Consider the following 23,361-nt stretch of genomic DNA (forward strand, 5'->3'; position numbering starts at 1 on the left):
TGTGTCGGTTCGGCCGGCGAACGAACTGTCCGGATCTCACGCGCAACTAAAGAACTAAGCCACGTAGGGGGGCTCAGGCTTAGACCACGGTGTCAGGTGGCGGGTGAGGTGGGCAGGAGGTAGCCAGCGCAACGTCCAACAATAGCGCAGGACGGCGCATTCCTCAACTTCCCAGCCCTGGGGGTCCAGGGACATCGACGCTGGCTGGCGATCTCGACTTCCCTCGGACTGTTCAGGTACATGCTGCCCAACAGACTGGCTCGTTTAGGGCCCGTCGTCAAGAGGGCGGGCCGGGAGTGTTACGCGGAGTTATCACGGAATCCGCCGGCCCGGGCGCGCCTCATTCGCCGATCTCGTGTGCGCGGTACCGGTGGGTGCCTTCGAGGTCGTCGAGGATGGCGGTCTGAGCGGTCTTGGGCAGGGTGTGCAGGATCTCGCGCACCCGCGCCTGGCGGCGGGCGACGGCCTTGCGTTCCGGCATGCCGGGCGATGCGACGATCTGCGGCGGCACGCCCTCGATCTCCTCGACACCGCCCGCATGCTGTCCGGCGTCCAGCGCCGCCTGCTCCTCGGCCATGGTCGCCTCGTCCTTTTCCTCCGACATGCCGATCGGCCCGATGCGGCGGCCGTTGAGGAACTGCCGCACGACCGGCTCGTCGCTGGTCAGCAACACCTCGCGGGGGCCGAACATGACCAGCTTGCGGCGGAACAGCATGCCCATGTTGTCCGGCACCGTGCGGGCGATGTTGATGTTGTGCGTGACGATCAGCACCGTGGCGTCGATCTGGGCGTTGATGTCGAGGATCAGCTGGCTCAGGTAGGCGGTGCGGACCGGGTCCAGACCGGAGTCGGGCTCGTCGCACAGGATGATCTGCGGGTCCATCACCAGGGCGCGGGCCAGGCTGGCGCGCTTGCGCATACCGCCGGAGATCTCACCGGGGAACTTCTTCTCGTCGCCGCCGAGGCCGACCAGGGTCAGCTTCTCCATGACGATGTCACGGATCTCGCCTTCCTTCTTCTTGGTGTGCTCGCGCAGCGGGAAGGCAGCGTTGTCGAAGAGGTTCATCGACCCGAACAGCGCGCCGTCCTGGAACATCACGCCGAACAGCGTGCGGATCTCGTAGAGCTCCTTGGCCGAGCACTGCAGGATGTCGGTGCCGTCGATGACGACCGAGCCGCGCTCGGGGCGCAACAAACCGATCAGTGACTTCAGGAAAACCGATTTGCCGGTACCCGACGGCCCCAGCAGGACGCTGACCTCCCCGGCGGGGATTTCCAGCGTCACGTCTTCCCAGATTCTCGAGGAACCGAAGGACTTCGTGAGCCCATTCACCTCGATTGCGACGCCCATGGGAAATCCTTCCGTCGACACTCATGCCTGCCACCTGCCCTTTTGTGTGGCATGAGTCACTGTAGCGCACGCCTGCCACACGGCATCAGGGTTGCGGCACACAGCGGGGAAAAATTGGCCGTCCGCAGACTCAGCCGGAAGCCCCGATGGCGCAACTTATTTGACGCACGTGTTAGCCAGCGGGCGCCCAGTTGCCGTGGAATCCCATCGGCACCCGCTGCGGCAGATGCACGGTGGCGACGTGCTCGAGCGTCTGCGCGTCCAGCAAGACCAGTTGGCCCTCGTCGCGGTCGCGGTGATAGCCGAACCCCATGAGGATGCCGTCATCCTCGGCGCCCGGTGCGGGATTGGGCACAAACGACATCTCGCCGAGCAAAAGGCCCGCATCGAGATCGGCAGCGGTGGCGGATCCGGTCGCGTAGTCGTGCTTGTACACGGCGGTCGACATCTCGGATCGCCCGCCGGACAGGTAACCGCCCTCGGTGCCGATGGTGTAGCCATACCGGTGCGGCCCGCCCAGCAAGGCCTCGTTGATGCGCGGGAATTCTTGGGGGCGATCGTCACGGCGTTCGCTGGTCACCGTCCCGGTGGCCAGGTTGACGGTCCAGCGGTCCAGCGTCGGCCGGCTGTCGCCGGGACCGCGCAGGTCACGGTCGAACATCCGCGCGTAGCGCACCACGTCGAGCACCAAAACCTCTGTGCCGTCGCGCATCTCGGAGTAGGCGTTGAGCGGGTGGTAGACGTAGCAGGGCTCGATGTCGAACCAGCGCACGTCCCGATTTCCGCCCTCTCGGGGCATCACCCCGATGCGCGCCGGGTAGTTGTCGTCCCACCGGTACGGCATCCGGCTGGTCGGCCGCTGGTTGCGATTGATCGCCGTCGCCATCGGGCTGGGCAGCCGCACACGACCGATGAGCGACTGCATCACCAGGCGGGCCGGCAGGCTCAACCAACGGGGCACGTTCGCCGGCATCACCTGAACGGGGTCGAACGTGACGGGCAGGTCGTAGATCACCACGTACTTGTCGGTCAGCGAGAAGTCGTGCATCATCGGCGACCCGCCCACCTCGATGTCGACGGTGCGCCGCGCCCGGCCCTGGGTGTCGATGACCGAGTACTGCACGGTGCGCCCGCGGGTGAACGAGTAGGACACCGCGTGCAATTCGCCGGTCCGCGGGTCGGCGTGCGGATGGGCGGTGTATCCCCCGAACAGGGTTCCGTCGAAGTCGCAGGGCCCCTCGGTGTCCAGCTCGTCGGTGAGCCGGTAGTTCGCCCCGCCCCCCTCGACGAGCGCGAGCGTGTGGCCGGCGTGGCTGAGGACGTTGGTGTTGGGGCCGACGGAGAGCATGCCGGCCCGCGGGTTCAGCCCGCTGGGCGCCGGCTCGCCGAGTGCGGCGCAGACGTGGGCGGTGCGCACCCATCGGTTGCGATACCAGCGGGCCTGCCCGCCTTGCAGCGCCACCCCGTGCACCATGCCGTCACCGCTGAACCAGTGGTAGACGGCGGGGTCCACCTCGGCGACGGGGTTGGGCCCGTTGCGCAGGTAGCGCCCGTCGAGGTGTTCGGGAATGCGTCCGGTGACCTTGAGGTCGGTGGCGGTGACCTCCGCGCTCACCGGCGCCAGGAAGTCCTCGAGGTAGGGGTTGCCGGGCTTGGCGGTTGTCGTGGTCGCCATGGCTAAGCTCCTATAACATTGTTATTTCAGCGTTATTGGCACCGTACGCCCCCGATGAGAAGATGGCAATGTGTCTTCCGAGATGACTTCGCCGATTCAGCGCAGCGTTCGCGAGGAGATGCTGCACGCCGCGGTCGGCCTGCTCGACGAGCACGGCCCCGACGCCCTGCAGACGCGCAAGGTGGCCGGCGCCGCGGGGACCTCGACGATGGCGGTCTACACCCACTTCGGCGGGATGCGGGGGCTGATCGCCGAGGTGGCCGAGGAGGGCCTGCGCCAGTTCGACGCCGCGCTGACCGTGCCGCCTACCGCCGACCCGGTCGCCGACCTGTTCATGATCGGGGCGGCCTACCGCCGCTACGCGATCAAGCGCCCGCACGTGTATCGGCTGATGTTCGGCAGCACCAGCGCGCACGGCATCAACGCGCCCGCCCACAACGTCCTGACGCTGACGGTCGCCGCGATCGAGCGCGACTACCCGAGCTTCGCGCACGTGGTGCGCGGGGTGCACCGGTGCATGCTGGCCGGCCGCATCAAACCCGCGGGCGCCGTGAAAGACGGTGTCGACGACGCGTCCGTGGTGGCGACCGCGGCGCAGTTCTGGGCGTTGATCCACGGCTTCGTCATGCTGGAACTGGCCGGCTACTACGGCGACGACAGCTCGGCCGTCGTCCCGGTGCTGGGGTCGATGACGTCGAACCTGCTTGTGGCCCTTGGTGATTCACCGGAGCAGGTGGCGCAGTCGCTGCAGACCGCGATGGGCGCGCGCTGAGCGCACGAAGCCCCCGGGACCTCGATCCCGGGGGCCTGCGCGCAGTGACTTACTTGACGGTGACGGTGGCGCCGGCGGCCTCGAGCTTGGTCTTGGCCTCGTCGGCGGCCTCCTTGGCGACCTTCTCCAGCAGCGGCTTGGGCGCGCCGTCGACCAGGTCCTTGGCCTCCTTGAGGCCCAGGCCGGAGACGATCTCGCGGACCACCTTGATGACGCCGATCTTCTTGTCGCCGGCGGACTCGAGGATCACGTCGAATTCCGACTGCTCCTCGGCGGCCTCGGCGGGCGCGCCACCGGCGGCCGGGCCGGCCGCGGCGACGGCGACCGGGGCGGCCGCGGTGACCTCGAAGGTCTCCTCGAACTTCTTGACGAAGTCGGAGAGCTCCAGGAGCGTCATCTCCTTGAACGCGTCGAGCAGGTCGTCGGTAGACATCTTTGCCATGGGTGTGGGTCCTTCCTTGTTTTTCCCAGGTTCCGGGGTGGTTGTTATTCGGCTTCGGCCGGGGTTTCCGCAGGCTCGGCGGGTGCTTCCGAAGCGGGTTCCGGGGCGGCTTCCGCGGCGGGCTCGGCAGCGGCCTCGGAAGCTGCTGGCCCCGCCGGTCCCTCTGCGGCCTTCTTCTCTTGCAACGCGGCCGCGAGCCGGGCGACCTGCGACGCCGGGGCGTTGAACAGCCCGGCCGCCTTGGCGAGGTTGCCCTTCATCGCGCCGGCCAGCTTGGCCAGCAGCACCTCGCGCGACTCGAGGTCGGCGATGCGCTCGACTTCGGCGACCGTCAGCGCGCGGCCGTCCATGTAGCCACCCTTGATGACCAGCGCCTTGTGCTCCTTGGCGAAGGTCTTGATGGCCTTGGCGGCGTCGACCGGCTCCCCGGTGATGAACGCGATGGCCGTCGGGCCGGCGAAGAGCTCGTCGAGGCCGTCGACCCCGGCTTCCGACGCAGCACGCTTGACCAGCGTGTTCTTGGCCACCGAGTACGTGGCCGACGCGCCCAGCGAGCGCCGCAGCTCGGCCAGGTTGGCGACCGTCAGGCCGCGGTACTCGGTGACCAGGGCAGCGGTCGATTCCTTGAACTGCTCGGCGATGTCCGCAACGGCGGTGGCCTTGTCAGCCCTGGCCATGCCTACCTCCTGAAGTGAAGTCATGCGACGTGTCGTCTCGATTCCCCCGAAAACGACGAACGCCCCGGCGCAGGAAACGGCCGGGGCGTACAAACACGCCGGCGCGAGCCGGCGTCGTGCCTCGTCCTCCTGCGTGGGCCGCCGGGATACCTCCCGGACCTTCGACCGATTGCTCGGTCACCGACGGTCTTCGGTGGAACGGCTAACACAATAGCGTGGCCTGCGCGGTCAGCCAAAACGGCGACCCCGGACGCCGGCTCAGATGACCGCGCGGGTGACGCCGAGGGTCAGCAGGACGAACACCGCCAGCAGCAGGGCCACCCGCAGCCGGTGCAGCCGATCCCACCGGGCCGCGAGGTCACGCGAGAGCTCACCGGCGGCCGGCCACTTGGCGATGCGGTTGTTGATCGGCACCAGCAGCGTGACCGTCAGCAGCACGACCAACACCATCAGGGCGCCGGCGGCACCGTACAGCCAGTCGCGCGCCGCGCCCCGCTCCTTGATGGCCAGCGCCACCAACAGCAACAGGCTCAGCGCGTACCAGAACGGCATCGTCGTGCCCAGCGATCGGGCGGCGCCGACGCGGGCCGCACGGAAGGCGTCGTCGGGCAGCCGCACGATGAGCGGGTGGAAGAACACCGCGACCGCCAGCTCCACGCCCACCAGCAGGCCGGTGATCACGACCGCGAGCGCGTCGATGCTGTGGTTCATGCCAGTCAGCGTAGAAAGCCGGGCGCGGCGTGCGCCGCGTCAGCCCAGGGCCGCGAGGCGGGCCGCGCCGATCAGGCCGGCCGCACCGCCGAGCTCGCCGGGCACCACCCGCAGCCCGGACAGGAAGTCCAGCCCCGCGTAGTCGGCCAGCTTCGCCCGCAGGGGGTCGAAGAGCAGCGGCCCGGATTTGGACACCCCTCCCCCGATCACGACGAGGTCCAGATCGCAGACCGCGCCGACCGAGGCGATCATCGCGGCGAGCGCGTTGGCCGATCGGTGAAAGGCCCGCCGGGCCACCGGGTCTCCGGCCGCCGCCGCGACGGCCAGGTCCCTGGCGCCCGCGCCGGGCGGCGCCGCCCACCCGTTGTAGCGCGCCCAGCGCACCATCCACGGCCCGGACGCCACCGTCTCCACGCAGCCGCGGCCGCCGCACGTGCACGGCGGCCCGTCCAGTTCGACGACGATGTGCCCGACGTGGCCGGCGTTGCCGGTGCGCCCGGCGTAGGGGACGCCGTCGAGCACCAGACCGCCGCCCACCCCGGTGGAGACCACCATGCCCAGCAGGAACCGGGCGTCCGGCCCCGCGCTGCGGCCCGCCCCGATCCAGTGCTCGCCCAACGCCATACACAGGCCGTCGCCGCCCAGCACCACCGGCACCCCGGGCACCGCGGCGGCGACCCTGTCGCGCAGCGGGAAACGGTCCCAGCCCGCGATGTTGATCGGGCTGACCGATCCGGTGTGCAGGTCGATCGGCCCGGCCGAGGCGATGCCGACGGCGGTGATCGGGGCGTCGGCCGCGCGCACCGCGTCGGCGATCATCGCCTCGACGACGGCCCACACGTCGCCGGCGGCGGTCGTGACCGGGGTGGGGCGGATCGCGCTGTGCACCAGCGCGCCGGCCGAATCGACCAGAGCGGCGGCGATTTTGGTGCCGCCGATGTCCAGGCAGAGGGTTGGCATGGTCTCAGTGCCGGTGGGTGTTGTCGGGTTGGCGGGGGTCGCCGGGATGCTCGTAGCCGGGCGCGAGCCGCACCAGCTCGGCGCGGCGGGCGTGCAGCCACAGCCGGAAGGCGCGCCGCCGGGCGGCGCCGCGCAGCTGCTCGGCGATCGCCGATCGCACCTCGGCCAGCGGTGGAGCGGCCAACGCCGTTGTGCGCCAGCCGTTTTCACCCGGTCGTGCCGCGGCGAAGCGCAGCGGGTTGCGGGCGTGATAGGCGGCCACCTCGTCGTCGGTGACGTGCACGTCGGCGGTGACGTCGGCGAACAGCGCCCGGGCGCGCGGGTCGGCCAGTACGGCCGCGGCGATGCTGCCGATCTCCAGCCGTGCGGTCACGTCGGGCAGCAGCTCCGTCTCGGTCGGGGCTTCGCGCGGGTCCAGCCCGCGCGCGTCCGCCTCGGCGGCGACCACCCGCCGGGTCACGATGAGCTGGGTCAGCCAGCGTCGCAGTTGGCGGCCCTCGCTGGTGCCCGCGGCCGGCAGTGCGCCCGCTCCCCGCCCCGCGCGCAGCCGCGTTTCGGCCGCGTCGACCTCCGCGCACGACACGGGGATGCCGGCGACGGTCGCGACAGGGTGGCCGCTCATGTCACCGTCACCCGGACCGCGGGCGAGTAGACCAGCCGCCCGGCGCAGCCGATGCGCACCAGCGCCCACCATTGCCCGGGTCCCAGCCAGGCCGGCGGGGTCACCCGGAAGCCGAGGCCGACGGTGCCGCCGGCGGGCAGGACCGCGCCGAGGGCGGCGGGTCCCATCCATTCCCACGTGCCCCAGGGGCTGATCAGATGCGCCTCGAGCGCCAAATCGGCCCGGGCGTGGGTGCCGACGGTGACGGTCACCTCACCCGCTTCGCCGGGTCGCAGCGTGACCTCGCGCGGCCCGTCGGCGAGGTAGACCAGCCCGCCCGGGTCGACCGCCGCGCCGCCCACCGCGACCACGCACACGTCCTCGACCGCTTGCCGCCAGGGGGCGGGGATGTGTTCGCCGGTGAGGCGCAGCCGTGCCCGGACGGGGTAGAGGCCCGGTTCTGCCGTCGGCGGGATCGACACCACCACGTCGGCCTCCAGGTGGCCGCCGCTGCACAGGGTGAAGGGCAGCTCGGCGGGCGTGGCCGACCAGCCGTCCGGGCACGCGAGGACGACCCCGCCGCGCAGCGTGGCGTCGCTGCAGTCGCTGGCCGCGGTCAGACGCACCGTCACGTCGCGGCCGGGCTGCGCACTGATCTGCGACGGGTGCAGGTGGGCGACCGCGGGCAGGCCCCCGAGCGGCGCGGGCCCGCGGTTGTGCAGCCAATAGCGGGCGTAGAGCGGCTGGGCGGCCTCGGCGTTCGGCGCCAGGGCGGCGGCGTCCGCGAGCGTCGCGGGCAGGTCGAACCGGGCCAGCACGGTCGCCACCTGGTAGCCGTGCAGGTCGACCGAATCCAGCCGCCCCTCGGGAGCCTCCAGGAGGTCGGCGGCCCGCAGGTCGCTGATCGCCGCGACGTCCGAGCTAAGCGTCACCCGCGCGCCCGCCCCGGTCGTCTCCACCAACCGCAGGGCGACCGAGTGCGGGTCGACCGGCGCGGCGCGGCCCGCGGTCAGCGGATCGCCGGCCGCCTTGAGGGCCGCCAGGTGGACCGAGTCGGCGAGCTCGACGCGCAGCAGCGCACCGACCGGCGGCAGCGCACCGGGCCGCCGGCCCCCGGCGACGGCGAGCAGCGGCTGCGCGAACTGCGCGCTGCGGGTGGGGATGTCCGCGCGCCGCCAGTCGCCGTCGCCGCTGACCAACGCGTAGTCGAAATCGTGGGTCCAGTGCTGCAGCTGGAAGTTGGAGCCGTCCGGCGCGGTGCGGCGGGGGTCATCGATCCAGATGCCCGACGGCCAGCCGGTGCACGAGCGCATCAGCGCGGTGTGCAGGGTGCCCTCGGTGTCGACGGCGAAGCTGGGCACCCCGCGGTTGAGCAGGGCGACGGTGCGGTCCTCGAACGCCTCCGTTCCCGACGCGGGCCGCTGCGCGACGATCTCGGCGTCACCGAGATCGTCGGCCAGCGCGGCGATCTCCGCGCGCAGGTCCTCGTCGGCGCGGCCGTCGACGACCAGCACCGGCAGCGCCCGCAGTCCACGCAGGTCGGCGCCGGGCACCCACACCGCGGCCAGCGGCGTCTCGGCCGGCACCCAGACCCGGGCCCGGCCGGTCGCCGCCAGCTGGCGGTCGAGTTCCCGGGCGTACACCGCATCGGCGTGGGCCAGCACCGCCTCGGTGAAGGCGTTGCGGTCCGGCCCGCCCAGCGCGATCCGCACGTCGGGCAGGTTGGAATCCACCTCCAGGTGGCCGTAGCGGGGCTTGTCCGCGGCGCTGCAGGTGGCCGTGACTCCGGCGCGGACCAGCGCCACCATCAGCGCGCGCGCCAGCGGCCCGGACACCGCCTCCGCCGGAGACACCACCTCGGCGACCGAGATCGCCCGCACCCCGGCCCCCGACACCCGGACCCGGGCGGCCGAGGACAGGCCGAACCAGCCGTACGCCGGGTTGTCCAGGGCCCACAGGTGCCGGGCGGTGTCCACCGCGCGCGGCCCGTCGTGCAGCAGCGCGAAACCGCGGCCGACGACGGCGTCGCCGACTTCGCTGACCGGCATGGCGCCCGGCACCGGGCACGGCCAGCGCAGCCGCACCAGCTGATCGGCGCCGGTGAAGTCGTCGATGGTGGTGCGGCAGTCCACCCGCGCGACGCCCCGCCACAGCGTCAGGGTCTGGGTGTAGCGCAGCAGCGTGCCGATCCGACCGCGGACCACCACCCGCTCACCGAGGGGTCCGCGAAAGGCCCGCACCCGCGCCGGCGATTCCGACGAGCACACCACCGGCCCCTTGGGCAGCAGGTGCCACGGTCCCTCGCCCTGCGTGGGGTGCGACGGGTATTCCTCGTAGACGGCGAGCTCGTTGCCCACCCGGCCCTCGGCGATCAGCTCGCGGCCCCCCTGGGCAGACAAGTCGATCAGCGAGGCGACGGCCCCGCCGCGGGCCTTGTCGACCTCGAGCCGGTAGTGCTCGTTGGCGATCACCGATCCCGGCACCGCCGCCCAGCCGGCCGCTTGGTCGGCGGGTGCCAGCCGGTAGGCCCGCCAGCCCAGCGACCCGACATCGCGGGCCAGCCAGGTGACCGAGCTCCCGTCGTGCTCGACCAGCGCGGGCAGTTCGGCGCCGTCGGCGTCCAGCACCCGCACGCCCGCGGGCAGCGGCGGATCGATGCGCGCGGTGACGAGATCGGTGCGTGGGTGCGCCAGGGGGTTCCACACGACGACGTCGCCCTCGATCGCCCCGGACAGCAGCGCCAGCGAGGCGTCCCGGGCCGTGCGGCCCAGCTCCCACGCGTCGCGCCAGCCGGTCAACAGGTCGAGGTAGACCTGGTCGGATTCCGACCCGGTGATCGCGTCGTGGTGCGCGCCGTAGGCCAGCTGCACCCACGCCTTGGCCAGGGCCGCATGCGGGTAGTCGGCGCCGGTCGCCAGGGCCGCGAACACCGCGAACCGCTCGGCCGCCAGCACGGCGTTCTCGGCGGCCCGGTTGGCTTGTTTGGTGTCGATGTAGGACACGTCCTTGCCGGTGTAGATCGGGTTCATGTCCCGGGTCTGCGGCGACGGCTCACACCCGCGCTGCGCCAGCTCGGCGCGCACCGCCGCGAAGAACTCGCGCGGCAGCGCGCACACGAATCGCGGCCAGGTGTAGCGGGCGGCCCAGTCGCGATGGATCGCGGTGACCCATGTGTTGGGCGGCGTGTAGTCGGTGCCGACGGGCAGCAGCACGTTGCGGGTCAGCGCCACCGTTTTGAGCTGATCGAACAGCTCGTACGTGGCGTCGGAGGCCTCGCGCAGCGTGGTCGCGGAGTCCATCCACCACCCCGCCGAGTAATGCGCGGGCATGTAGTGGGTGAGCAGGCCGCGGCCCGACGGCGAGATCCACTCGAACTCGCTGCAGAACTGCATGCCGCCCAGTCCGCCGTCGCTGTGCATCGGGCCCCACTGGTGGTGCGGTCCCCGGGCCCACGAACTCGACGTCAGGCCGGCGTCGGCGGCCAGGCCCGGGAACTGCGGGTCGTGGCCGAACACGTCCAGCTGCCACGCGGTCGCCGGGTCGGCACCCAGGACGTGGCGCTGAAAACCCATGCCGTGCACCAGGTTCCGGATGGTCGTTTCCGGGCTGGTGAGATTGGTGTTCGGTTCGTTGTAGGTGCCGCCCAGCACCTCGACACGGCCCTGCGCGATGAACCGGCGCAGGTCGGCGCGGTCCTCGGGGCGGGTGTCCCAGTACGGCTTGAGGTAGTCCACCTCGGCGAGCACGAACTTGTACTCGGGCTCGCGGCGGGCCATCTCCAGGTGGGCGTGCACGAGCTCGAAGCCGTTGGTCTGCCGGGCCCGCCCCGGCGGATCCTCGGTCCATTCGCTGGTGTAGGCGCCCTGGGTGTTCCACCACACCGGGTCGTAGTGGAAGTGACTGACCATGAACATGGTCCAGCCGGGCTCGGCGACCGTGAACTCGAACGGCAGGTCCGCGCGCCCGGCGCGCACCCGCGCGGACCGTCGCTCGCCGACCACCGGACGGTCCAGGGTGACGGGGACCTCGACGAGCTCGTCGCCGATATCGGCGACCGCCTCCCCGGTCAGGCCGTCCCCGTCGATGCGGACCCGCCTCGGCTCGCCCACCCCGGCGACGGTGACGCGCGCCAGCTGCAGCGGGGCTTCCGGCGGCCCGACGAAAAGCTCCGTCGACTCCGCCGAAACCAGCTGCATCCCCGCACTTTACGGCGGCGCGGCCAACCGAGAAACCCGTCGCCTGACCGCGAACCCGTCGCATTGGTGGAAAGCTCGGTGCCATGGCAGATCTGAGCGCCCAACTGGCCGACCAACTCGACTGGCACTGGCGCAACCAGCTGCGCCCTCGCCTGGGCGGCCTGACCGACGACGAGTACTTCTGGCAGCCGGTGCCCCACTGCTGGACGGTGCACCCGGACGGGTCGATCGACTTCGCGTTCCCGGCGCCCAGCCCGGCACCGTTCACCACGATCGCGTGGCGCATGGCACACGTGATTGTCGGGGTGTTCGCGATGCGTGCCCATCACCATTTCGGTGGACCGTCCGCCGATTACCAGAGTTGGAACTACGCCACCACCGCCGCCACCGCCCTGCGGCAACTGGACGAGACGTACGCGGTGTGGATCAACGGTGTACGGTCGCTGTCCGCCGCCGACCTGACCCGCCGCTGCGGCGCGGCCGAAGGGCCGTACGCCGACTACCCGCTGAGCGCGCTGGTCTTGCACATCAATCGGGAAGCGATCCACCATGGCGCCGAAATCGCTTGCCTGCGCGACCTTTACGTTCACAACAGGATGGATTGACAATGCCCGCCCTCGCACCACCGGTGTCCGATGAACGCAGCGCCCTGCGCGAATTCCTGGCGTTCCACCAAAGCGCGTACTTCGCCGTCAGCTACGGCCTCACCGACGAACAGGCCCGCTCCACGCCGTCGGCCAGCGCGCTGTCGATCGGCGGGCTGGTCAAGCACGCCACGGGGATGCAGCACAGCTGGATGACCCGCGTCGCCGCCGCGCCCGACGCGCCGCCGAAGGACACCCGTCCGTTCGAGCAGATCAGCAAGGAGTTCGCCGACCAGCATGTGATGGGTTCCGACGAGACGCTGGACGGGCTGCTGCGGGCGTTCGAGGCGCAGAACGCGACGTCGCTGCGGCTGGTCGAGACCGCGGACCTCGACGCCGCGGTGCCCGTGCCGCGCGACATCCCCTGGTTCCCCAAGGACCAGCGGGCGTGGTCGGTGCGCTGGGTGATCCTGCACGTGATCAACGAGCTGGCGCGGCACGCCGGTCACGCCGACATCGTCCGGGAGACGATCGACGGCGCGACCATGTACGAGCTGATCGCCGGGCACGAAGGCTGGGCGATCGAGGGGTGGGTGCAGCCGTGGCGAGGCGGGCACCGGCACCAGTAGAGATTGGGACTTGCCAGCACCGGTTTGGCAGACTGCTGGAATGAGTTCTACCAAGCATCGAGAGGTGGCCAAGCTCGACCGGGTGCCGTTGCCGGTCGAAGCGGCCCGGGTAGCGGTGACCGGTTGGCAGGTCACCCGCTCCGCCGCTCGCATCGTCACCAAGCTGCCCGGCAGGGGTCCGTGGCAGCAGAAGGTGATCAGGCAGCTCCCCCAGACCTTCGCCGACCTGGGACCGACGTACGTCAAGTTCGGGCAGATCATCGCGTCGAGCCCGGGGGCGTTCGGCGAATCGCTGTCCCGGGAGTTCCGCGGCCTGCTGGACCGGGTGCCGCCCGCCGACCCCGGCGAGGTGCACAAGCTGTTCATCGAGGAGCTCGGCGCCGACCCGTCCGAGCTGTTCGCCAGCTGGGACGAGGAACCGTTCGCGTCGGCGTCGATCGCCCAGGTGCACTACGCGACCCTGCACAGCGGCGAGCAGGTCGTCGTCAAGATCCAGCGGCCGGGCATTCGCCGCCGGGTCGCCGCCGACCTGCAGATCCTCAAGCGCTTCGCCCAGGCCGTCGAGGTGGCCAAGCTCGGCCGCCGGCTGTCCGCGCAGGACGTCGTGGCCGACTTCTCCGACAACCTGGCCGAGGAGCTCAATTTCCGGCTGGAGGCGCAGTCGATGGAGGCGTGGGTCTCGCACCTGCGCGCCTCCCCGCTGGGCCGCAACATCCGGGTGCCGCAGGTGTACTGGGACTTCACCAGCGACCGGGTGCTCACCATGGAGCGGGTGTCCGGCATCCGCATCGACGACGTCGCCGCCATCCGCAAGGCCGGGTTCGACGGTGTCGAGCTGGTCAAGGCGCTGCTGTTCTCGCTGTTCGAAGGTGGGCTGCGGCACGGGCTGTTCCACGGCGACCTGCACGCGGGCAACCTCTACGTCGACGATCAGGGCCGGATCGTGTTCTTCGACTTCGGGATCATGGGCCGCATCGATCCCCGCACCCGGTGGCTGCTGCGCGAATTGGTGTACGCGCTGCTGGTCAAGAAGGACCATGCCGCGGCGGGCAAGATCGTGGTGCTGATGGGCGCCGTCGGCACCATGAAGCCCGAGGCCCAGGCCGCCAAGGATCTGGAAAAGTTTGCCACCCCGCTGACCATGCAGACGCTGGGCGACATGTCCTACGCCGACATCGGGCGGCAGCTGTCGGCGCTGGCCGACGCCTACGACGTCAAGCTGCCCCGCGAGCTGGTGCTGATCGGCAAGCAGTTCCTCTACGTCGAGCGGTACATGAAGCTGCTGGCGCCGAAGTGGCAGATGATGTCGGATCCGCAATTGACGGGGTATTTCGCGAACTTCATGGTCGAAGTCAGCCGCGAGCACTCCTCCGACGTCGAGGTATAGGCGTGCAGGTCCGCACGGGATACGCCATAGCAGGCGACCTGAAGCTGTACTACGAGGACATGGGCGACGTCGACGACCCGCCCGTCCTGCTGATCATGGGGCTGGGAGCCCAGCTGCTGCTGTGGCGAACCGCGTTCTGCCAAAAGCTGATCGACCAAGGCCTGCGCGTCATCCGGTACGACAATCGAGACGTCGGCCTGTCCAGCAAGACCCAGTACGGCAGCTCGGGACAGCCGCTGGCGACGCGGTTGGTCCGGTCCTGGTTGGGTCTGCCCAGCCGGGCGGTGTACAAGCTCGAGGACATGGCCGACGACGCCGCGGCCGTGCTCGATCATCTGGGCATCGAACGCGCCCACATCGTCGGGGCGTCGATGGGCGGCATGATCGCCCAGATCTTCGCCGCGCGATTCCGCGAGCGGACCCAATCCCTGGCGATCATCTTCTCCAGCAACAACGCGGCCCTGTTGCCGCCGCCGGCGCCGCGCGCGCTGCTGGCCCTGCTGAAGGGGCCGCCGCCGAACTCGCCGCGCGAGGTGATCGTCGACAACGCCATGCGGGTCGGCAAGATCATCGGCAGCCCGCGCTACCGGGTGCCCGACGAGCAGGCCCGCGCCGAGGCCGCCGAGGGGTACGACCGCAATTACTACCCGCAGGGCGTGGCGCGGCACTTCGCCGCGGTGCTGGGCAGCGGCAGCCTGCGGCGCTACAACCACGGCACCGTCGCTCCCACCGTGGTGATCCACGGCCGGGCGGACAAGCTGATGCGGCCCTTCGGTGGCCGCGCGGTGGCCCGGGCCATCGACGGCGCCCGATTGGTGTTATTCGACGGGATGGGTCATGATCTGCCACAGCAGTTGTGGGATCAGGTGATCGGCGTGCTGACTAACAATTTCGCCAGGGCGTGTTGAGCCAAAAGGCATTCCGCAGAAACATTTCCCCGCATTTTCAGTCCATGCCGCAGGGTTGTACGGTTGTCGAAGGAGGGTGGGTGTCGCAATGGTGAAGCTGAAGCCGTATTACGAAGAGTCGCAGGCTACCTACGACATTTCGGACGACTTCTTCGCGTTGTTCCTCGACCCCAACATGGTCTACACCTGCGCGTATTTCAAAGACGACGACATGACCTTGGAACAGGCGCAGCTGGCCAAGCTGGACCTGGGGCTGGACAAGCTGAACCTCGAGCCGGGCATGACGGTGCTCGACGTCGGGTGCGGCTGGGGCGGGGCCGTGGTCCGGGCGCTGGAGAAATACGACGTCAATGTCATCGGCATCACGCTCAGCCGCAACCATTACACGCGCACCAAGGCGCGGCTGGCCGCGATCCCGACGACGCGGCGCGCCGAGGCCCGGCTGCAGGGGTGGGAAGAATTCGACGAGCACGTCGACCGGATTATCAGCTTCGAGGCCTTCGACGCGTTCAAAAAGGAACGCTGGCCCGCGTTCTGGGACTGGGCATATGAAACCCTCCCCAACGACAGCCGGATGCTGATGCACAGCATCTTCACCTACCCGCAATCGCACTGGAAGGAAGTCGGCATCAAGATCACGATGTCGGACCTGCGCTTCCTGCACTTCCTCGGCAAGGAGATCTTTCCCGGCGGGCAGATGTGCGGCGAAGCCGACATCGTCGACCTTTCGCGAGCCAGCGGTTTCGGCCTCGAGCAGACGCAATACCTGCAGTCGCACTACGCCCGGACGCTGGACACCTGGGCGGCCAACCTGGAGGCCAACCGCGACCGCGCGATCGCCATCCAGTCCGAAGAGGTCTACGACCGCTTCATGCGCTACCTGACGGGCTGCGCGAACCTTTTCCGCAAAGGCATCTCGAACGTGGCCCAGTACACGCTCACCAAGTAGCGTCGGCGGAAAGTAGAGTTTGGCTGCGCGGTCGGGCCCGCGACGCGCACTCGCACCCTTCGGAAACGACGCCTCGACGTTGGGTATCGTTGCTGCTCACACCGGACCCCTCGATGCGCGCGACTAGAGGCAGCTAACGTCATCGAGGAGAACAGGACGAAAATGGCTGAGCAACCGACTGGCCCGACGAAGACGCGGACGCGCTCGGAAGACATCCAGGCGCATTACGACGTCTCCGACGATTTCTTCGGCCTGTTCCAGGACCCGTCACGGATCTACAGTTGCGCCTACTTCGAGCGCGACGACATGACCCTGGAAGAGGCCCAGTACGCGAAGATCGACCTCAACCTCGACAAGCTGGACCTCAAGCCCGGCATGACCCTGCTCGACATCGGCTGCGGGTGGGGCACCACCATGAAGCGCGCCGTCGAGCGGTTCGACGTCAACGTCATCGGCCTGACGCTGTCCAAGAACCAGCACGCCCGCGCCGAAGCGTTGCTCGGCTCCATCGACAGCAACCGCTCGCGGGAGGTGCGCCTGCAGAACTGGGAGGACTTCTCCGAGCCCGTCGACCGCATCGTGTCGATCGAGGCCTTCGAGCACTTCGGCCACGAGAACTACGACGACTTCTTCAAGCGGACCTACGACATCATGCCCGACGACGGCCGCATGACCGTCCAGAGCAGCGTCAGCTACCACCCGTACGATCTGGCCGCGCGCGGCAAGAAGCTGAGCTTCGAGACGGCGCGGTTCATCAAGTTCATCGTGACCGAGATCTTCCCCGGCGGCCGGCTGCCCTCCACCCAGATGATGGTCGACCACGGCGAGAAGGCCGGTTTTGTTGTGCCCGAACCGCTTTCGTTGCGGCCGCACTACATCAAGACCCTGCACATCTGGGGTGACACGCTCGAGTCGAACCGGGACAAGGCCATCGAGGTCACCTCCGAAGAGGTCTACAACCGCTACATCAAGTACCTGCGCGGCTGCGAGCACTACTTCACCGAGGAGATGCTCGACGTCAGCCTGGTGACCTACCTCAAGCCGGGCGCGGCCGCCTGAATTTCTGCGGCGCCTGTCGGATTGGCGCTGCGCGGTTCGTCGAGTAGGTAGAGAGTGGAGCAGACGGCTTCGCTCACTACCGGAGGTGACGACCATGCAGTACTTCGCCTTGTTGATCAGCAAGGAACAGGACCGTGCGCCCGACGATGCCGCCGCCGCGATGGCCGCCTGGGAGAACTTTCACGCCAAGGCCGGGCCGGCGATCAAGGCCGGTGACGCCCTGGCGCCCGCCGCGTCCGCCGTGGCCATTTCCGGCGGCCCGGACGCGCCGACGGTCACCGACGGTCCCTTCGCGGAATCCGCCGAAGTGGCTTGCGGCTATTACGTGTTCGAGGCCGAAAACCTCGACGAGGCGCTGGCGCTGGCGCGCGACGTCCCGGTGGCCGAGTTCGGGGCGGTGGAGCTGTGGCCGGTGGTCCACGCCGTCGAGCCGTCCCGCGCGCTCACCGGCAACGACTGGCTCGCGCTGCTGCTCGAGCCCGCCGAATCCGCGCACACACCGGGCACGCCGGAGTGGGAGGCGGTGGCGGCCAAGCACGTCGAGCTGCACGCCGCCGCCGGCGATCACGTGATCGGCGGCGCCGCGCTGCACGACCGGTCCACGGCGACGACCGTGCGGGTGCGCGACGGCGAGGTCCTCATCACCGACGGGCCGTACGTGGAGGGCGCCGAAATCGCCACCGGCATCTACCTGTTGAGCGCCGCCGATCGTGACGAGGCGGTCAAGATCGCCTCGATGATCCCCGCCTCGTCCGTGCAGCTGCGCCAGTTGGCGGGCGTCTCCGGCCTGTAGCCAGATGGCCGACCTGGACGGCGTCTTCCGCCGGGAGTGGGGCCCGGCCGTGGCCGCGCTCGCGCGGTGGTCGGGTGACCTCACCGTCGCCGAGGACGCCGTCCAGGAGGCCTGCGCCGAGGCGCTGCGCACCTGGCCGCGCGACGGGCTGCCCGCCAACCCGGGCGGGTGGCTGGTGACCGTCGGCCGTAATCGGGCCCGTGATCGCTTGCGCCGCGAATCGGTGCGCCCCGGAAAGGAATTGGCGGCCGTGTTGGACGACATCAGGGCGCGCACCGAGCACACCGACCCGCACCCGGTTCGCGACGACGAGTTGCGGATGATGTTCACCTGCGCGCACCCGGCGCTGGACCGGCAATCGCAATTGGCGCTGACGCTGCGGCTGGTCTCGGGCCTGACCGTCGGCGAAATCGCCCGCGCGCTGCTGCAGACCGAGGCGGCGATCGGCCAGCGAATCACGCGCGCCAAGAACAAGGTTCGGCACGCCAACATCCCGCTGCGCGTCCCGCCCGCCGAGCTGCTGCCCGAGCGCACCCCGCACGTGCTGGGTTGCGTCTATTCGGTGTTCACCGAGGGCTACTGGTCGACGGCGGGCCCGTCGGCCATCCGCGACGACCTGTGCGACGAGGGGATCCGGCTGGGCGGCGAGCTGTGCGCGCTGCTGCCCGCCGAGCCGGAGGCGCACGCGCTGTCCGCCCTGATGCTGCTGCACGATTCGCGACGCGCGACCCGGGTGGACGAGTCCGGGATGCTGGTGCCGCTCGAGGACCAGGACCGCCGCCGGTGGGACCGCGCGCGCATCGCCCGCGGGCTCGAGCGGTTGCGTCACGCCCGAGGCGCCCAGGACTCCGCGGGCGCCTACCTGCCCCAGGCGGTGATCGCCGCGCTGCACGCCACGGCCCCGTCCTGGGAACGCACGGACTGGGTCGCCATCTGCTCGGCCTATGACCGGCTGTGGCAGCTCACCGGGTCCCCGGTGGTGGCCGCCAATCGCGCGCTGGCGATCGGCTTTCGCGACGGGCCCGACGCCGGGCTGGCCGCCCTGGACGATGTGGCTGGCGATCCGCGGCTCGCCCGCTCGAACCTGGTCGCGACCGTGCGCGCCGACCTGCTGCGCCGCGCGGGCCGGCCGGCCGATGCGCTGACGTGGTACCGAGCGGCGTTGGAGTCCAACGGGTCTGAGCCGGGACGCGCGTTCCTGCGGCGCCGCATCGCCGAGTGCGGGGGGTAATTCCCGCCGAACGTCGACTTGTGGCGCCGATTACTTGGGTGATCGCGCCACAAGTCGACGTTCGACCAGGAGAGAGATCAGGCCTCGGAGAAGTTGCGGGTGACCGACGGGTCGACCGGAATGCCCGGCCCCGTCGTCGTCGACACGGTGATCTTCTTCAGGTAGCGGCCCTTCGACGCGGACGGCTTGAGCCGCAGCACCTCGTCGAGCGCGGCGCCGTAGTTCTCGGCCAGCGACTTCTCGTCGAAGGAGGCCTTGCCGATGACGAAGTGCAGGTTGGCCTGCTTGTCGATGCGGAAGTTGATCTTGCCGCCCTTGATGTCGGCCACGGCCTTGGCGACGTCGGGGGTGACGGTGCCGGTCTTCGGGTTCGGCATCAGGCCGCGCGGACCGAGCACCCGCGCGATGCGGCCGACCTTGGCCATCTGGTCCGGGGTCGCGATCGCGGCGTCGAACTCCAGCCAGCCGCCCTGGATCTTCTCGATCAGGTCGTCGCTGCCGACGATGTCGGCGCCGGCGGCCTGCGCCTGCTCGGCCTTGTCGCCGACCGCGAACACCGCCACCCGGGCGGTCTTGCCGGTGCCGTGCGGCAGGTTCACCGTGCCGCGAACCATCTGGTCGGCCTTGCGCGGGTCGACGCCCAGCCGGATCGCCACCTCGACGGTCGCGTCCTGCTTGCTCGACGACGTTTCCTTGGCGAGCTTGGCCGCCTCCAGCGGGGAGTACAGGCTGTTGCGGTCCACCTTCTCGGCGGCGGCGCGGTATGCCTTGCTGTTCTTGCTCATTGATTCATCCAATCTGGTGTTGGGTCGTGGTTATCGGGCCGAAGCCAGCCCTCCCACGGTGGTGGTGCGGGGTACTACTCGACGGTATCTTTGCGTCGATTCGTCCTTCCCATTCCTACGCTGGGCCTCGTTCCTCGCCCCGCTTCGTCATGCTCGGACTACTCGACGGTGATACCCATCGACCGGGCGGTGCCGGCGATGATCTTGGCGGCCGCGTCGATGTCGTTGGCGTTCAGGTCGGCCTTCTTGGTCTCGGCGATCTCCTTGACCTGATCCCAGCTGACCTTGGCGACCTTGGTCTTGTGCGGCTCGGCCGAACCCTTGCCGACGCCGGCGGCCTTGAGCAGCAGCTTGGCGGCGGGCGGGGTCTTGAGCGCGAAGGTGAAGCTGCGGTCCTCGTAGACCGTGATCTCGACCGGGATGACCTGGCCGCGCTGGTTCTCCGTGGCGGCGTTGTACGCCTTGCAGAACTCCATGATGTTGACGCCGTGCTGACCGAGCGCAGGCCCGACCGGCGGCGCCGGGTTGGCCTGCCCCGCCTGGATCTGAAGCTTGATCAGCCCGACGACTTTCTTCTTCGGGGCCATGAGATGTTGTTCGTTCCTTCCTGGTTTGTGCCCGGCGGAGGCGCCGGTTTAGAGCTTGGAGACTTGGCTGAAGGTCAATTCCACCGGGGTCTCGCGGCCGAAGATCGACACCAGCACCTTGAGTTTCTGCTGTTCGCCGTTGACCTCGCTGATCGTGGCCGGCAGCGTCGCGAACGGGCCGTCCATGACCGTGACCGATTCGCCGACCTCGTAGTCGACCTCGATGGCCGGGCGTTCCAGCCCCCCGGCCTCGGCGGCGGTGGCGGTGGTCGCCGCCCCCTTGGCGGCCTTCTTCGTCGCGCCGCGCGGCAGCAGGAACTTCACCACGTCGTCGAGCGTCAGGGCCGACGGGCGCGACGTCGCCCCGACGAACCCGGTGACGCCGGGGGTGTTGCGCACCGCGGCCCACGAGTCGTCCGTCAGGTCCATGCGCACCAGGATGTAGCCGGGCAGCACCTTGCGATTGACCTGCTTGCGCTGGCCGTTCTTGATCTCGGTGACCTCTTCGGTGGGCACCTCCACCTGGAAGATGTAGTCGCCGACGTCGAGGTTCTGCACCCGCGTTTCGAGGTTGGCTTTGACCTTGTTCTCGTATCCCGCGTAGGAGTGGATGACGTACCAGTCGCCGGGCTTGCTGCGCAGTTCCGCCTTGAGCGCGACGGCCGGGTCGACCTCTTCGGCCGGCTCGTCGGGCGCCCCGGCAGCGTCGGCGGCCTCGTCCGCGGTCGCCTCGTCCGTGGTCGCCTCGGAAACCTCGGAGGTCGCCGTGTCGTCAGAAACCTCGGCAGCTTCCGTGGTCTCTTTCAGGTCGACCGCGTCACCCGCGGACGGGTCACCGTCGAAGCTAGTCACGGTGTGAGTCCTCTCTGTCACTTTTCACAGCGGCGTCGCTCGCTCAGCCGAACACCAACAGCACCAGCTTGGTCAGGCCGAAATCCGCCAGGCCGACCAGCGCCACCATGAAGGCCAGGAAGGCCAGCACGACGGAGGTGTACGTGAGCATCTGCTTGCGGTTGGGCCAGATGACCTTCCGCATCTCCGCAACGACCTGCTTGAGGTAGTTGTAGACGAACAGGAACGGGTTGGCCCGGCTGTCCGCGGATTTCTTCGGCTTGGCGGCCTTCTTGGCTTTGGCGCCCTTCTTGGCCTTGTCCTTGCCGGAGGCTTCGATCTCGTCCGGCGACGCGGCGTCGACATCCTCGCCGGCGTCGGCCGCCTTCTGGCGGGACCGCTTGCCGGTCGGGCGTTGTGGCCGCGTCACCACCGCCGTCCGGACACCGCTCGCGCGGCCCTCCGTCGTGTCAGTGCCGTCGCTTGCGGCGTCGTTGGCAACGTCGCCTTCGTCGCTCACCGCACGCTCCTTTGTTTGCTAGTACCCACCAGAACCGTCCCATCGGTGGCGGCGCACCTTCCAGTGTCCACCATGGCACATGCTCATGCCCATGGTCCGGCTCCGTCCGTCTTCAGCAGGGGCGACAGGACTTGAACCTGCAACCTGCGGTTTTGGAGACCGCTGCTCTGCCAGTTGAGCTACGCCCCTTCGCGGTTGGCAGGCCAACCTGCGCTTACCTACCGGGGCTTACATGACACGCGCGCCTTCCGATTGCTCGACTCACGGAAAGCGCGCTGATGCTGGGAAAACCCCGAGGTCCGAGTGTACATCGACGCGGGAGTCAGATACTAATTACGCCGTTCTGACGACCTGGCCGGACTCCGAGTCCCAACGCAGGTTCGCGGAGTTGTCGCTGAACTGGCTCATCAGCGTGGTGTAGGCCTCCAGGACCACCTCACCCTTGTCGTTGGTGCAGATGTTCTTGGTGACGACGATGTCGGCGCCGAAACGCTCGTCCACCGACAGGATGTCCATGCGGGCCCACAGCTTGTCGCCGGCCTTGATCGGCTTGGAGAACACGAACCGCTGGTCGACCTGGACGATCACCAGCGTCTCCATGCCGATGTCGACGTGCCGGAAGAAATCCAGCTGGACCAGCTTGGCGAAGATGGTCCCGAAGGTCAGCGGCGCGATGATCGCGTCGTGGCCGAGTTCGGCGGCGGCGTCCTCCTCGAAGTGGGCCGGGTGCCGGTTCTTGATGGACAGCGCGAACTGGCGCAGTTGCTCCCGCCCCACAACGAAGTAGTCCGGGTAGCGCCAGATCATCCCCCTGATGTCTGTCTTGAGCGCCATGCGCTACGCCAGGGTCGCGGACGCGATGGCCCTACCGAAGATCTTCTTGCCGCCGGTGGTGGCCGTGAGCGCGATGGTCACGGACTTGGTCTCGGGATCGGTGGACTTGACCCGGCCGCTGAAGACCAGCTCGGCGCCCTTGCCGTCGTTGGGCACCGGCACCACGGCGGTGAACCGCACGTTGTACTCGGTCACCGCGCCGGGGTCACCGATCCATGCGGTGACGTAGCCGCCGCCGATCCCCATGGTCAGCATGCCGTGCGCGATCGCGGTCTCCAGGCCGACGACCTTGGCCATCTCGTCGTCCCAGTGGATCGGGTTCAAGTCGCCGGAGACGCCGGCGTAATTGACCAGATCCTGTCGGGTCAACGGGTAGGTCTTCTCCGGAAGCTGGTCACCCACCTTCACGGAGCTGAACTCACGCAGTGGCATCAGAAAATCCCTCTTCTCCATCCTCGCCGGCACGGCCCGCCAGGGTCGTATAGGTCTCTTGCACGACGTCACCCGCCTCGTTGGTGATGACGTTCTTGGTGACGATGATCTGGGTGCCGTGCGATACCCGCACCGAGTCCACGTAGACGTCGCAGTAGAGCTTGTCCCCGGCGACCAGCGGCGCGAAGAACTTCAGCACCTGGTCGACCTGCACGATCTGGGCGTCCTGGACGGCGACGTTGGCGTGCTTGAAGAAGGCCGTCTGCGCCGTGTAGCCGAACACGCAGACGAAGGTCAGGGGGGCCGGCAGCCCCGAGTAGCCGAGGTCGGCGGCCGCCTTCTCCTCGAAATACGCCGGGTCGTCGTGTTTGACGGCGACCGCGTACTCGCGGATCTTCTCCCGCTCTACCTCGTAATGATCGGGGTAGCGGTAGTGCATCCCGACGA

At 69.2% G+C, this 23,361-nt stretch carries 24 protein-coding genes and 1 tRNA gene; 9 read left to right on the top strand and 16 right to left on the bottom strand.

All coding sequences use genetic code 11. The features are described from left to right. Positions 1 to 340: 340 nt before the first annotated feature. Together W7S_RS22060 and W7S_RS22065 are read right to left on the bottom strand one after the other, a co-directional pair. Positions 341 to 1,351 carry an ABC transporter ATP-binding protein gene (locus W7S_RS22060; protein WP_008260873.1) on the bottom strand — a complete coding sequence of 337 codons (1,011 nt, stop codon included), beginning with the start codon at positions 1,349 to 1,351 and terminating at the stop codon, positions 341 to 343. 172 nt (positions 1,352 to 1,523) lie between these two features. Continuing rightward, positions 1,524 to 3,026 (bottom strand): carotenoid oxygenase family protein, encoded by a 1,503-nt coding sequence (locus W7S_RS22065; protein ID WP_014712403.1) that lies wholly within the window; start codon positions 3,024 to 3,026, stop codon positions 1,524 to 1,526. A gap of 82 nt (positions 3,027 to 3,108) precedes the next feature. On the opposite strand from W7S_RS22065, the gene W7S_RS22070 reads away from it, so the two are divergent. Further along, positions 3,109 to 3,798, top strand: a complete 690-nt coding sequence (locus W7S_RS22070) for a TetR/AcrR family transcriptional regulator (protein ID WP_014712404.1) — start codon at positions 3,109 to 3,111, stop codon at positions 3,796 to 3,798. A gap of 49 nt (positions 3,799 to 3,847) precedes the next feature. Here W7S_RS22070 and rplL read toward each other — a convergent pair whose 3' ends face one another. From rplL to W7S_RS22100, 6 genes are all read right to left on the bottom strand, one after another. Then, positions 3,848 to 4,240: a 50S ribosomal protein L7/L12 gene (gene rplL, locus W7S_RS22075; protein ID WP_008260886.1), complete on the bottom strand. Its 393-nt coding sequence runs from the start codon at positions 4,238 to 4,240 to the stop codon at positions 3,848 to 3,850. 44 nt (positions 4,241 to 4,284) lie between these two features. Next, positions 4,285 to 4,917 carry a 50S ribosomal protein L10 gene (rplJ, locus tag W7S_RS22080; RefSeq protein WP_014381143.1) on the bottom strand — a complete coding sequence of 211 codons (633 nt, stop codon included), beginning with the start codon at positions 4,915 to 4,917 and terminating at the stop codon, positions 4,285 to 4,287. 258 nt (positions 4,918 to 5,175) lie between these two features. Next, positions 5,176 to 5,628 carry an anthrone oxygenase family protein gene (locus W7S_RS22085; protein ID WP_008260890.1) on the bottom strand — a complete coding sequence of 151 codons (453 nt, stop codon included), beginning with the start codon at positions 5,626 to 5,628 and terminating at the stop codon, positions 5,176 to 5,178. Positions 5,629 to 5,667: 39 nt separating this feature from the next. After that, a complete protein-coding gene (locus W7S_RS22090; protein ID WP_008260891.1) occupies positions 5,668 to 6,588 on the bottom strand; it encodes an ROK family protein in 921 nt (306 codons plus the stop codon). A 4-nt stretch (positions 6,589 to 6,592) separates the two neighbouring features. After that, complete coding sequence (locus W7S_RS22095) at positions 6,593 to 7,210, bottom strand: hypothetical protein (protein WP_008260892.1); 618 nt, start codon at positions 7,208 to 7,210, stop codon at positions 6,593 to 6,595. After that, a complete protein-coding gene (locus tag W7S_RS22100; protein ID WP_008260893.1) occupies positions 7,207 to 11,385 on the bottom strand; it encodes an NEW3 domain-containing protein in 4,179 nt (1,392 codons plus the stop codon). The genes W7S_RS22095 and W7S_RS22100 overlap by 4 nt, the downstream gene beginning before the upstream one ends. An 83-nt stretch (positions 11,386 to 11,468) precedes the next feature. Here W7S_RS22100 and W7S_RS22105 point away from each other — a divergent pair, with 83 nt between their 5' ends. The 8 genes from W7S_RS22105 (at position 11,469) to W7S_RS22140 (ending at position 18,925) form a co-directional block, all read left to right on the top strand. Beyond that, positions 11,469 to 11,990, top strand: coding sequence for a DinB family protein (locus W7S_RS22105; RefSeq protein ID WP_008260895.1), 522 nt, complete (start codon positions 11,469 to 11,471; stop codon positions 11,988 to 11,990). Between the two features lie 23 nt (positions 11,991 to 12,013). Further along, the gene (locus tag W7S_RS22110) at positions 12,014 to 12,598 is read left to right on the top strand and encodes a DinB family protein (protein ID WP_041298285.1); all 585 of its coding nucleotides are present in this window, start codon (positions 12,014 to 12,016) and stop codon (positions 12,596 to 12,598) included. A gap of 40 nt (positions 12,599 to 12,638) precedes the next feature. After that, a complete protein-coding gene (locus W7S_RS22115; RefSeq protein WP_041298071.1) occupies positions 12,639 to 13,985 on the top strand; it encodes an AarF/ABC1/UbiB kinase family protein in 1,347 nt (448 codons plus the stop codon). Positions 13,986 to 14,044: 59 nt separating this feature from the next. Then, positions 14,045 to 14,893 (top strand): alpha/beta fold hydrolase, encoded by an 849-nt coding sequence (locus tag W7S_RS22120; protein ID WP_369751754.1) that lies wholly within the window; start codon positions 14,045 to 14,047, stop codon positions 14,891 to 14,893. Between the two features lie 88 nt (positions 14,894 to 14,981). Next, positions 14,982 to 15,842 (top strand): cyclopropane mycolic acid synthase family methyltransferase, encoded by an 861-nt coding sequence (locus tag W7S_RS22125; protein WP_014712408.1) that lies wholly within the window; start codon positions 14,982 to 14,984, stop codon positions 15,840 to 15,842. Positions 15,843 to 16,004: 162 nt separating this feature from the next. Continuing rightward, positions 16,005 to 16,901, top strand: coding sequence for a hydroxymycolate synthase MmaA4 (gene mmaA4 / locus W7S_RS22130; RefSeq protein WP_008260901.1), 897 nt, complete (start codon positions 16,005 to 16,007; stop codon positions 16,899 to 16,901). Positions 16,902 to 16,995: 94 nt separating this feature from the next. Beyond that, positions 16,996 to 17,694: a YciI family protein gene (locus W7S_RS22135; protein WP_008260902.1), complete on the top strand. Its 699-nt coding sequence runs from the start codon at positions 16,996 to 16,998 to the stop codon at positions 17,692 to 17,694. A 4-nt stretch (positions 17,695 to 17,698) separates the two neighbouring features. Further along, a complete protein-coding gene (locus tag W7S_RS22140) occupies positions 17,699 to 18,925 on the top strand; it encodes an RNA polymerase sigma factor (protein ID WP_014712409.1) in 1,227 nt (408 codons plus the stop codon). 77 nt (positions 18,926 to 19,002) lie between these two features. Here the strand turns inward: W7S_RS22140 and rplA are convergent, their stop codons facing one another. The 8 genes from rplA to hadA all read right to left on the bottom strand — a co-directional run bounded on the left by rplA (position 19,003) and on the right by hadA (position 23,353). Next, on the bottom strand, positions 19,003 to 19,710 hold the full coding sequence (rplA, locus tag W7S_RS22145) for a 50S ribosomal protein L1 (RefSeq protein ID WP_008260906.1): 708 nt from the start codon (positions 19,708 to 19,710) through the stop codon (positions 19,003 to 19,005). A gap of 158 nt (positions 19,711 to 19,868) precedes the next feature. After that, on the bottom strand, positions 19,869 to 20,297 hold the full coding sequence (gene rplK, locus W7S_RS22150; protein ID WP_007767860.1) for a 50S ribosomal protein L11: 429 nt from the start codon (positions 20,295 to 20,297) through the stop codon (positions 19,869 to 19,871). A gap of 48 nt (positions 20,298 to 20,345) precedes the next feature. Beyond that, a complete protein-coding gene (gene nusG / locus W7S_RS22155) occupies positions 20,346 to 21,149 on the bottom strand; it encodes a transcription termination/antitermination protein NusG (RefSeq protein ID WP_008260910.1) in 804 nt (267 codons plus the stop codon). A 43-nt stretch (positions 21,150 to 21,192) separates the two neighbouring features. Beyond that, positions 21,193 to 21,648 (bottom strand): preprotein translocase subunit SecE, encoded by a 456-nt coding sequence (gene secE, locus W7S_RS22160; protein ID WP_008260921.1) that lies wholly within the window; start codon positions 21,646 to 21,648, stop codon positions 21,193 to 21,195. Positions 21,649 to 21,764: 116 nt separating this feature from the next. Next, positions 21,765 to 21,837 (bottom strand) — tRNA-Trp (locus W7S_RS22165). Between the two features lie 144 nt (positions 21,838 to 21,981). Next, positions 21,982 to 22,482, bottom strand: coding sequence for a (3R)-hydroxyacyl-ACP dehydratase subunit HadC (gene hadC, locus W7S_RS22170; protein ID WP_008260923.1), 501 nt, complete (start codon positions 22,480 to 22,482; stop codon positions 21,982 to 21,984). Between the two features lie 3 nt (positions 22,483 to 22,485). Then, positions 22,486 to 22,914, bottom strand: a complete 429-nt coding sequence (gene hadB / locus W7S_RS22175; RefSeq protein ID WP_008260930.1) for a (3R)-hydroxyacyl-ACP dehydratase subunit HadB — start codon at positions 22,912 to 22,914, stop codon at positions 22,486 to 22,488. Then, positions 22,901 to 23,353: a (3R)-hydroxyacyl-ACP dehydratase subunit HadA gene (gene hadA / locus W7S_RS22180; protein ID WP_014383315.1), complete on the bottom strand. Its 453-nt coding sequence runs from the start codon at positions 23,351 to 23,353 to the stop codon at positions 22,901 to 22,903. The genes hadB and hadA overlap by 14 nt, the downstream gene beginning before the upstream one ends. Positions 23,354 to 23,361: the final 8 nt, after the last annotated feature.

It is taken from the genome of Mycobacterium sp. MOTT36Y (assembly GCF_000262165.1).
In the GTDB taxonomy this organism is placed as follows: Bacteria; Actinomycetota; Actinomycetes; order Mycobacteriales; family Mycobacteriaceae; genus Mycobacterium; species Mycobacterium intracellulare.

Coding starts and splice junctions, on each gene's coding strand:
- W7S_RS22060 (WP_008260873.1), bottom strand. CDS start 1,351: ATGGGCGTCGCAATCGAGGTGAATGGGCTCACGAAGTCCTTCGGTTCC.
- W7S_RS22065 (WP_014712403.1), bottom strand. CDS start 3,026: ATGGCGACCACGACAACCGCCAAGCCCGGCAACCCCTACCTCGAGGAC.
- W7S_RS22070 (WP_014712404.1), top strand. CDS start 3,109: ATGACTTCGCCGATTCAGCGCAGCGTTCGCGAGGAGATGCTGCACGCC.
- rplL (WP_008260886.1), bottom strand. CDS start 4,240: ATGGCAAAGATGTCTACCGACGACCTGCTCGACGCGTTCAAGGAGATG.
- rplJ (WP_014381143.1), bottom strand. CDS start 4,917: ATGGCCAGGGCTGACAAGGCCACCGCCGTTGCGGACATCGCCGAGCAG.
- W7S_RS22085 (WP_008260890.1), bottom strand. CDS start 5,628: ATGAACCACAGCATCGACGCGCTCGCGGTCGTGATCACCGGCCTGCTG.
- W7S_RS22090 (WP_008260891.1), bottom strand. CDS start 6,588: ATGCCAACCCTCTGCCTGGACATCGGCGGCACCAAAATCGCCGCCGCT.
- W7S_RS22095 (WP_008260892.1), bottom strand. CDS start 7,210: ATGAGCGGCCACCCTGTCGCGACCGTCGCCGGCATCCCCGTGTCGTGC.
- W7S_RS22100 (WP_008260893.1), bottom strand. CDS start 11,385: ATGCAGCTGGTTTCGGCGGAGTCGACGGAGCTTTTCGTCGGGCCGCCG.
- W7S_RS22105 (WP_008260895.1), top strand. CDS start 11,469: ATGGCAGATCTGAGCGCCCAACTGGCCGACCAACTCGACTGGCACTGG.
- W7S_RS22115 (WP_041298071.1), top strand. CDS start 12,639: ATGAGTTCTACCAAGCATCGAGAGGTGGCCAAGCTCGACCGGGTGCCG.
- W7S_RS22120 (WP_369751754.1), top strand. CDS start 14,045: ATGGGCGACGTCGACGACCCGCCCGTCCTGCTGATCATGGGGCTGGGA.
- W7S_RS22125 (WP_014712408.1), top strand. CDS start 14,982: ATGGTGAAGCTGAAGCCGTATTACGAAGAGTCGCAGGCTACCTACGAC.
- mmaA4 (WP_008260901.1), top strand. CDS start 16,005: ATGGCTGAGCAACCGACTGGCCCGACGAAGACGCGGACGCGCTCGGAA.
- W7S_RS22135 (WP_008260902.1), top strand. CDS start 16,996: ATGCAGTACTTCGCCTTGTTGATCAGCAAGGAACAGGACCGTGCGCCC.
- W7S_RS22140 (WP_014712409.1), top strand. CDS start 17,699: ATGGCCGACCTGGACGGCGTCTTCCGCCGGGAGTGGGGCCCGGCCGTG.
- rplA (WP_008260906.1), bottom strand. CDS start 19,710: ATGAGCAAGAACAGCAAGGCATACCGCGCCGCCGCCGAGAAGGTGGAC.
- rplK (WP_007767860.1), bottom strand. CDS start 20,297: ATGGCCCCGAAGAAGAAAGTCGTCGGGCTGATCAAGCTTCAGATCCAG.
- hadC (WP_008260923.1), bottom strand. CDS start 22,482: ATGGCGCTCAAGACAGACATCAGGGGGATGATCTGGCGCTACCCGGAC.
- hadB (WP_008260930.1), bottom strand. CDS start 22,914: ATGCCACTGCGTGAGTTCAGCTCCGTGAAGGTGGGTGACCAGCTTCCG.
- hadA (WP_014383315.1), bottom strand. CDS start 23,353: ATGCACTACCGCTACCCCGATCATTACGAGGTAGAGCGGGAGAAGATC.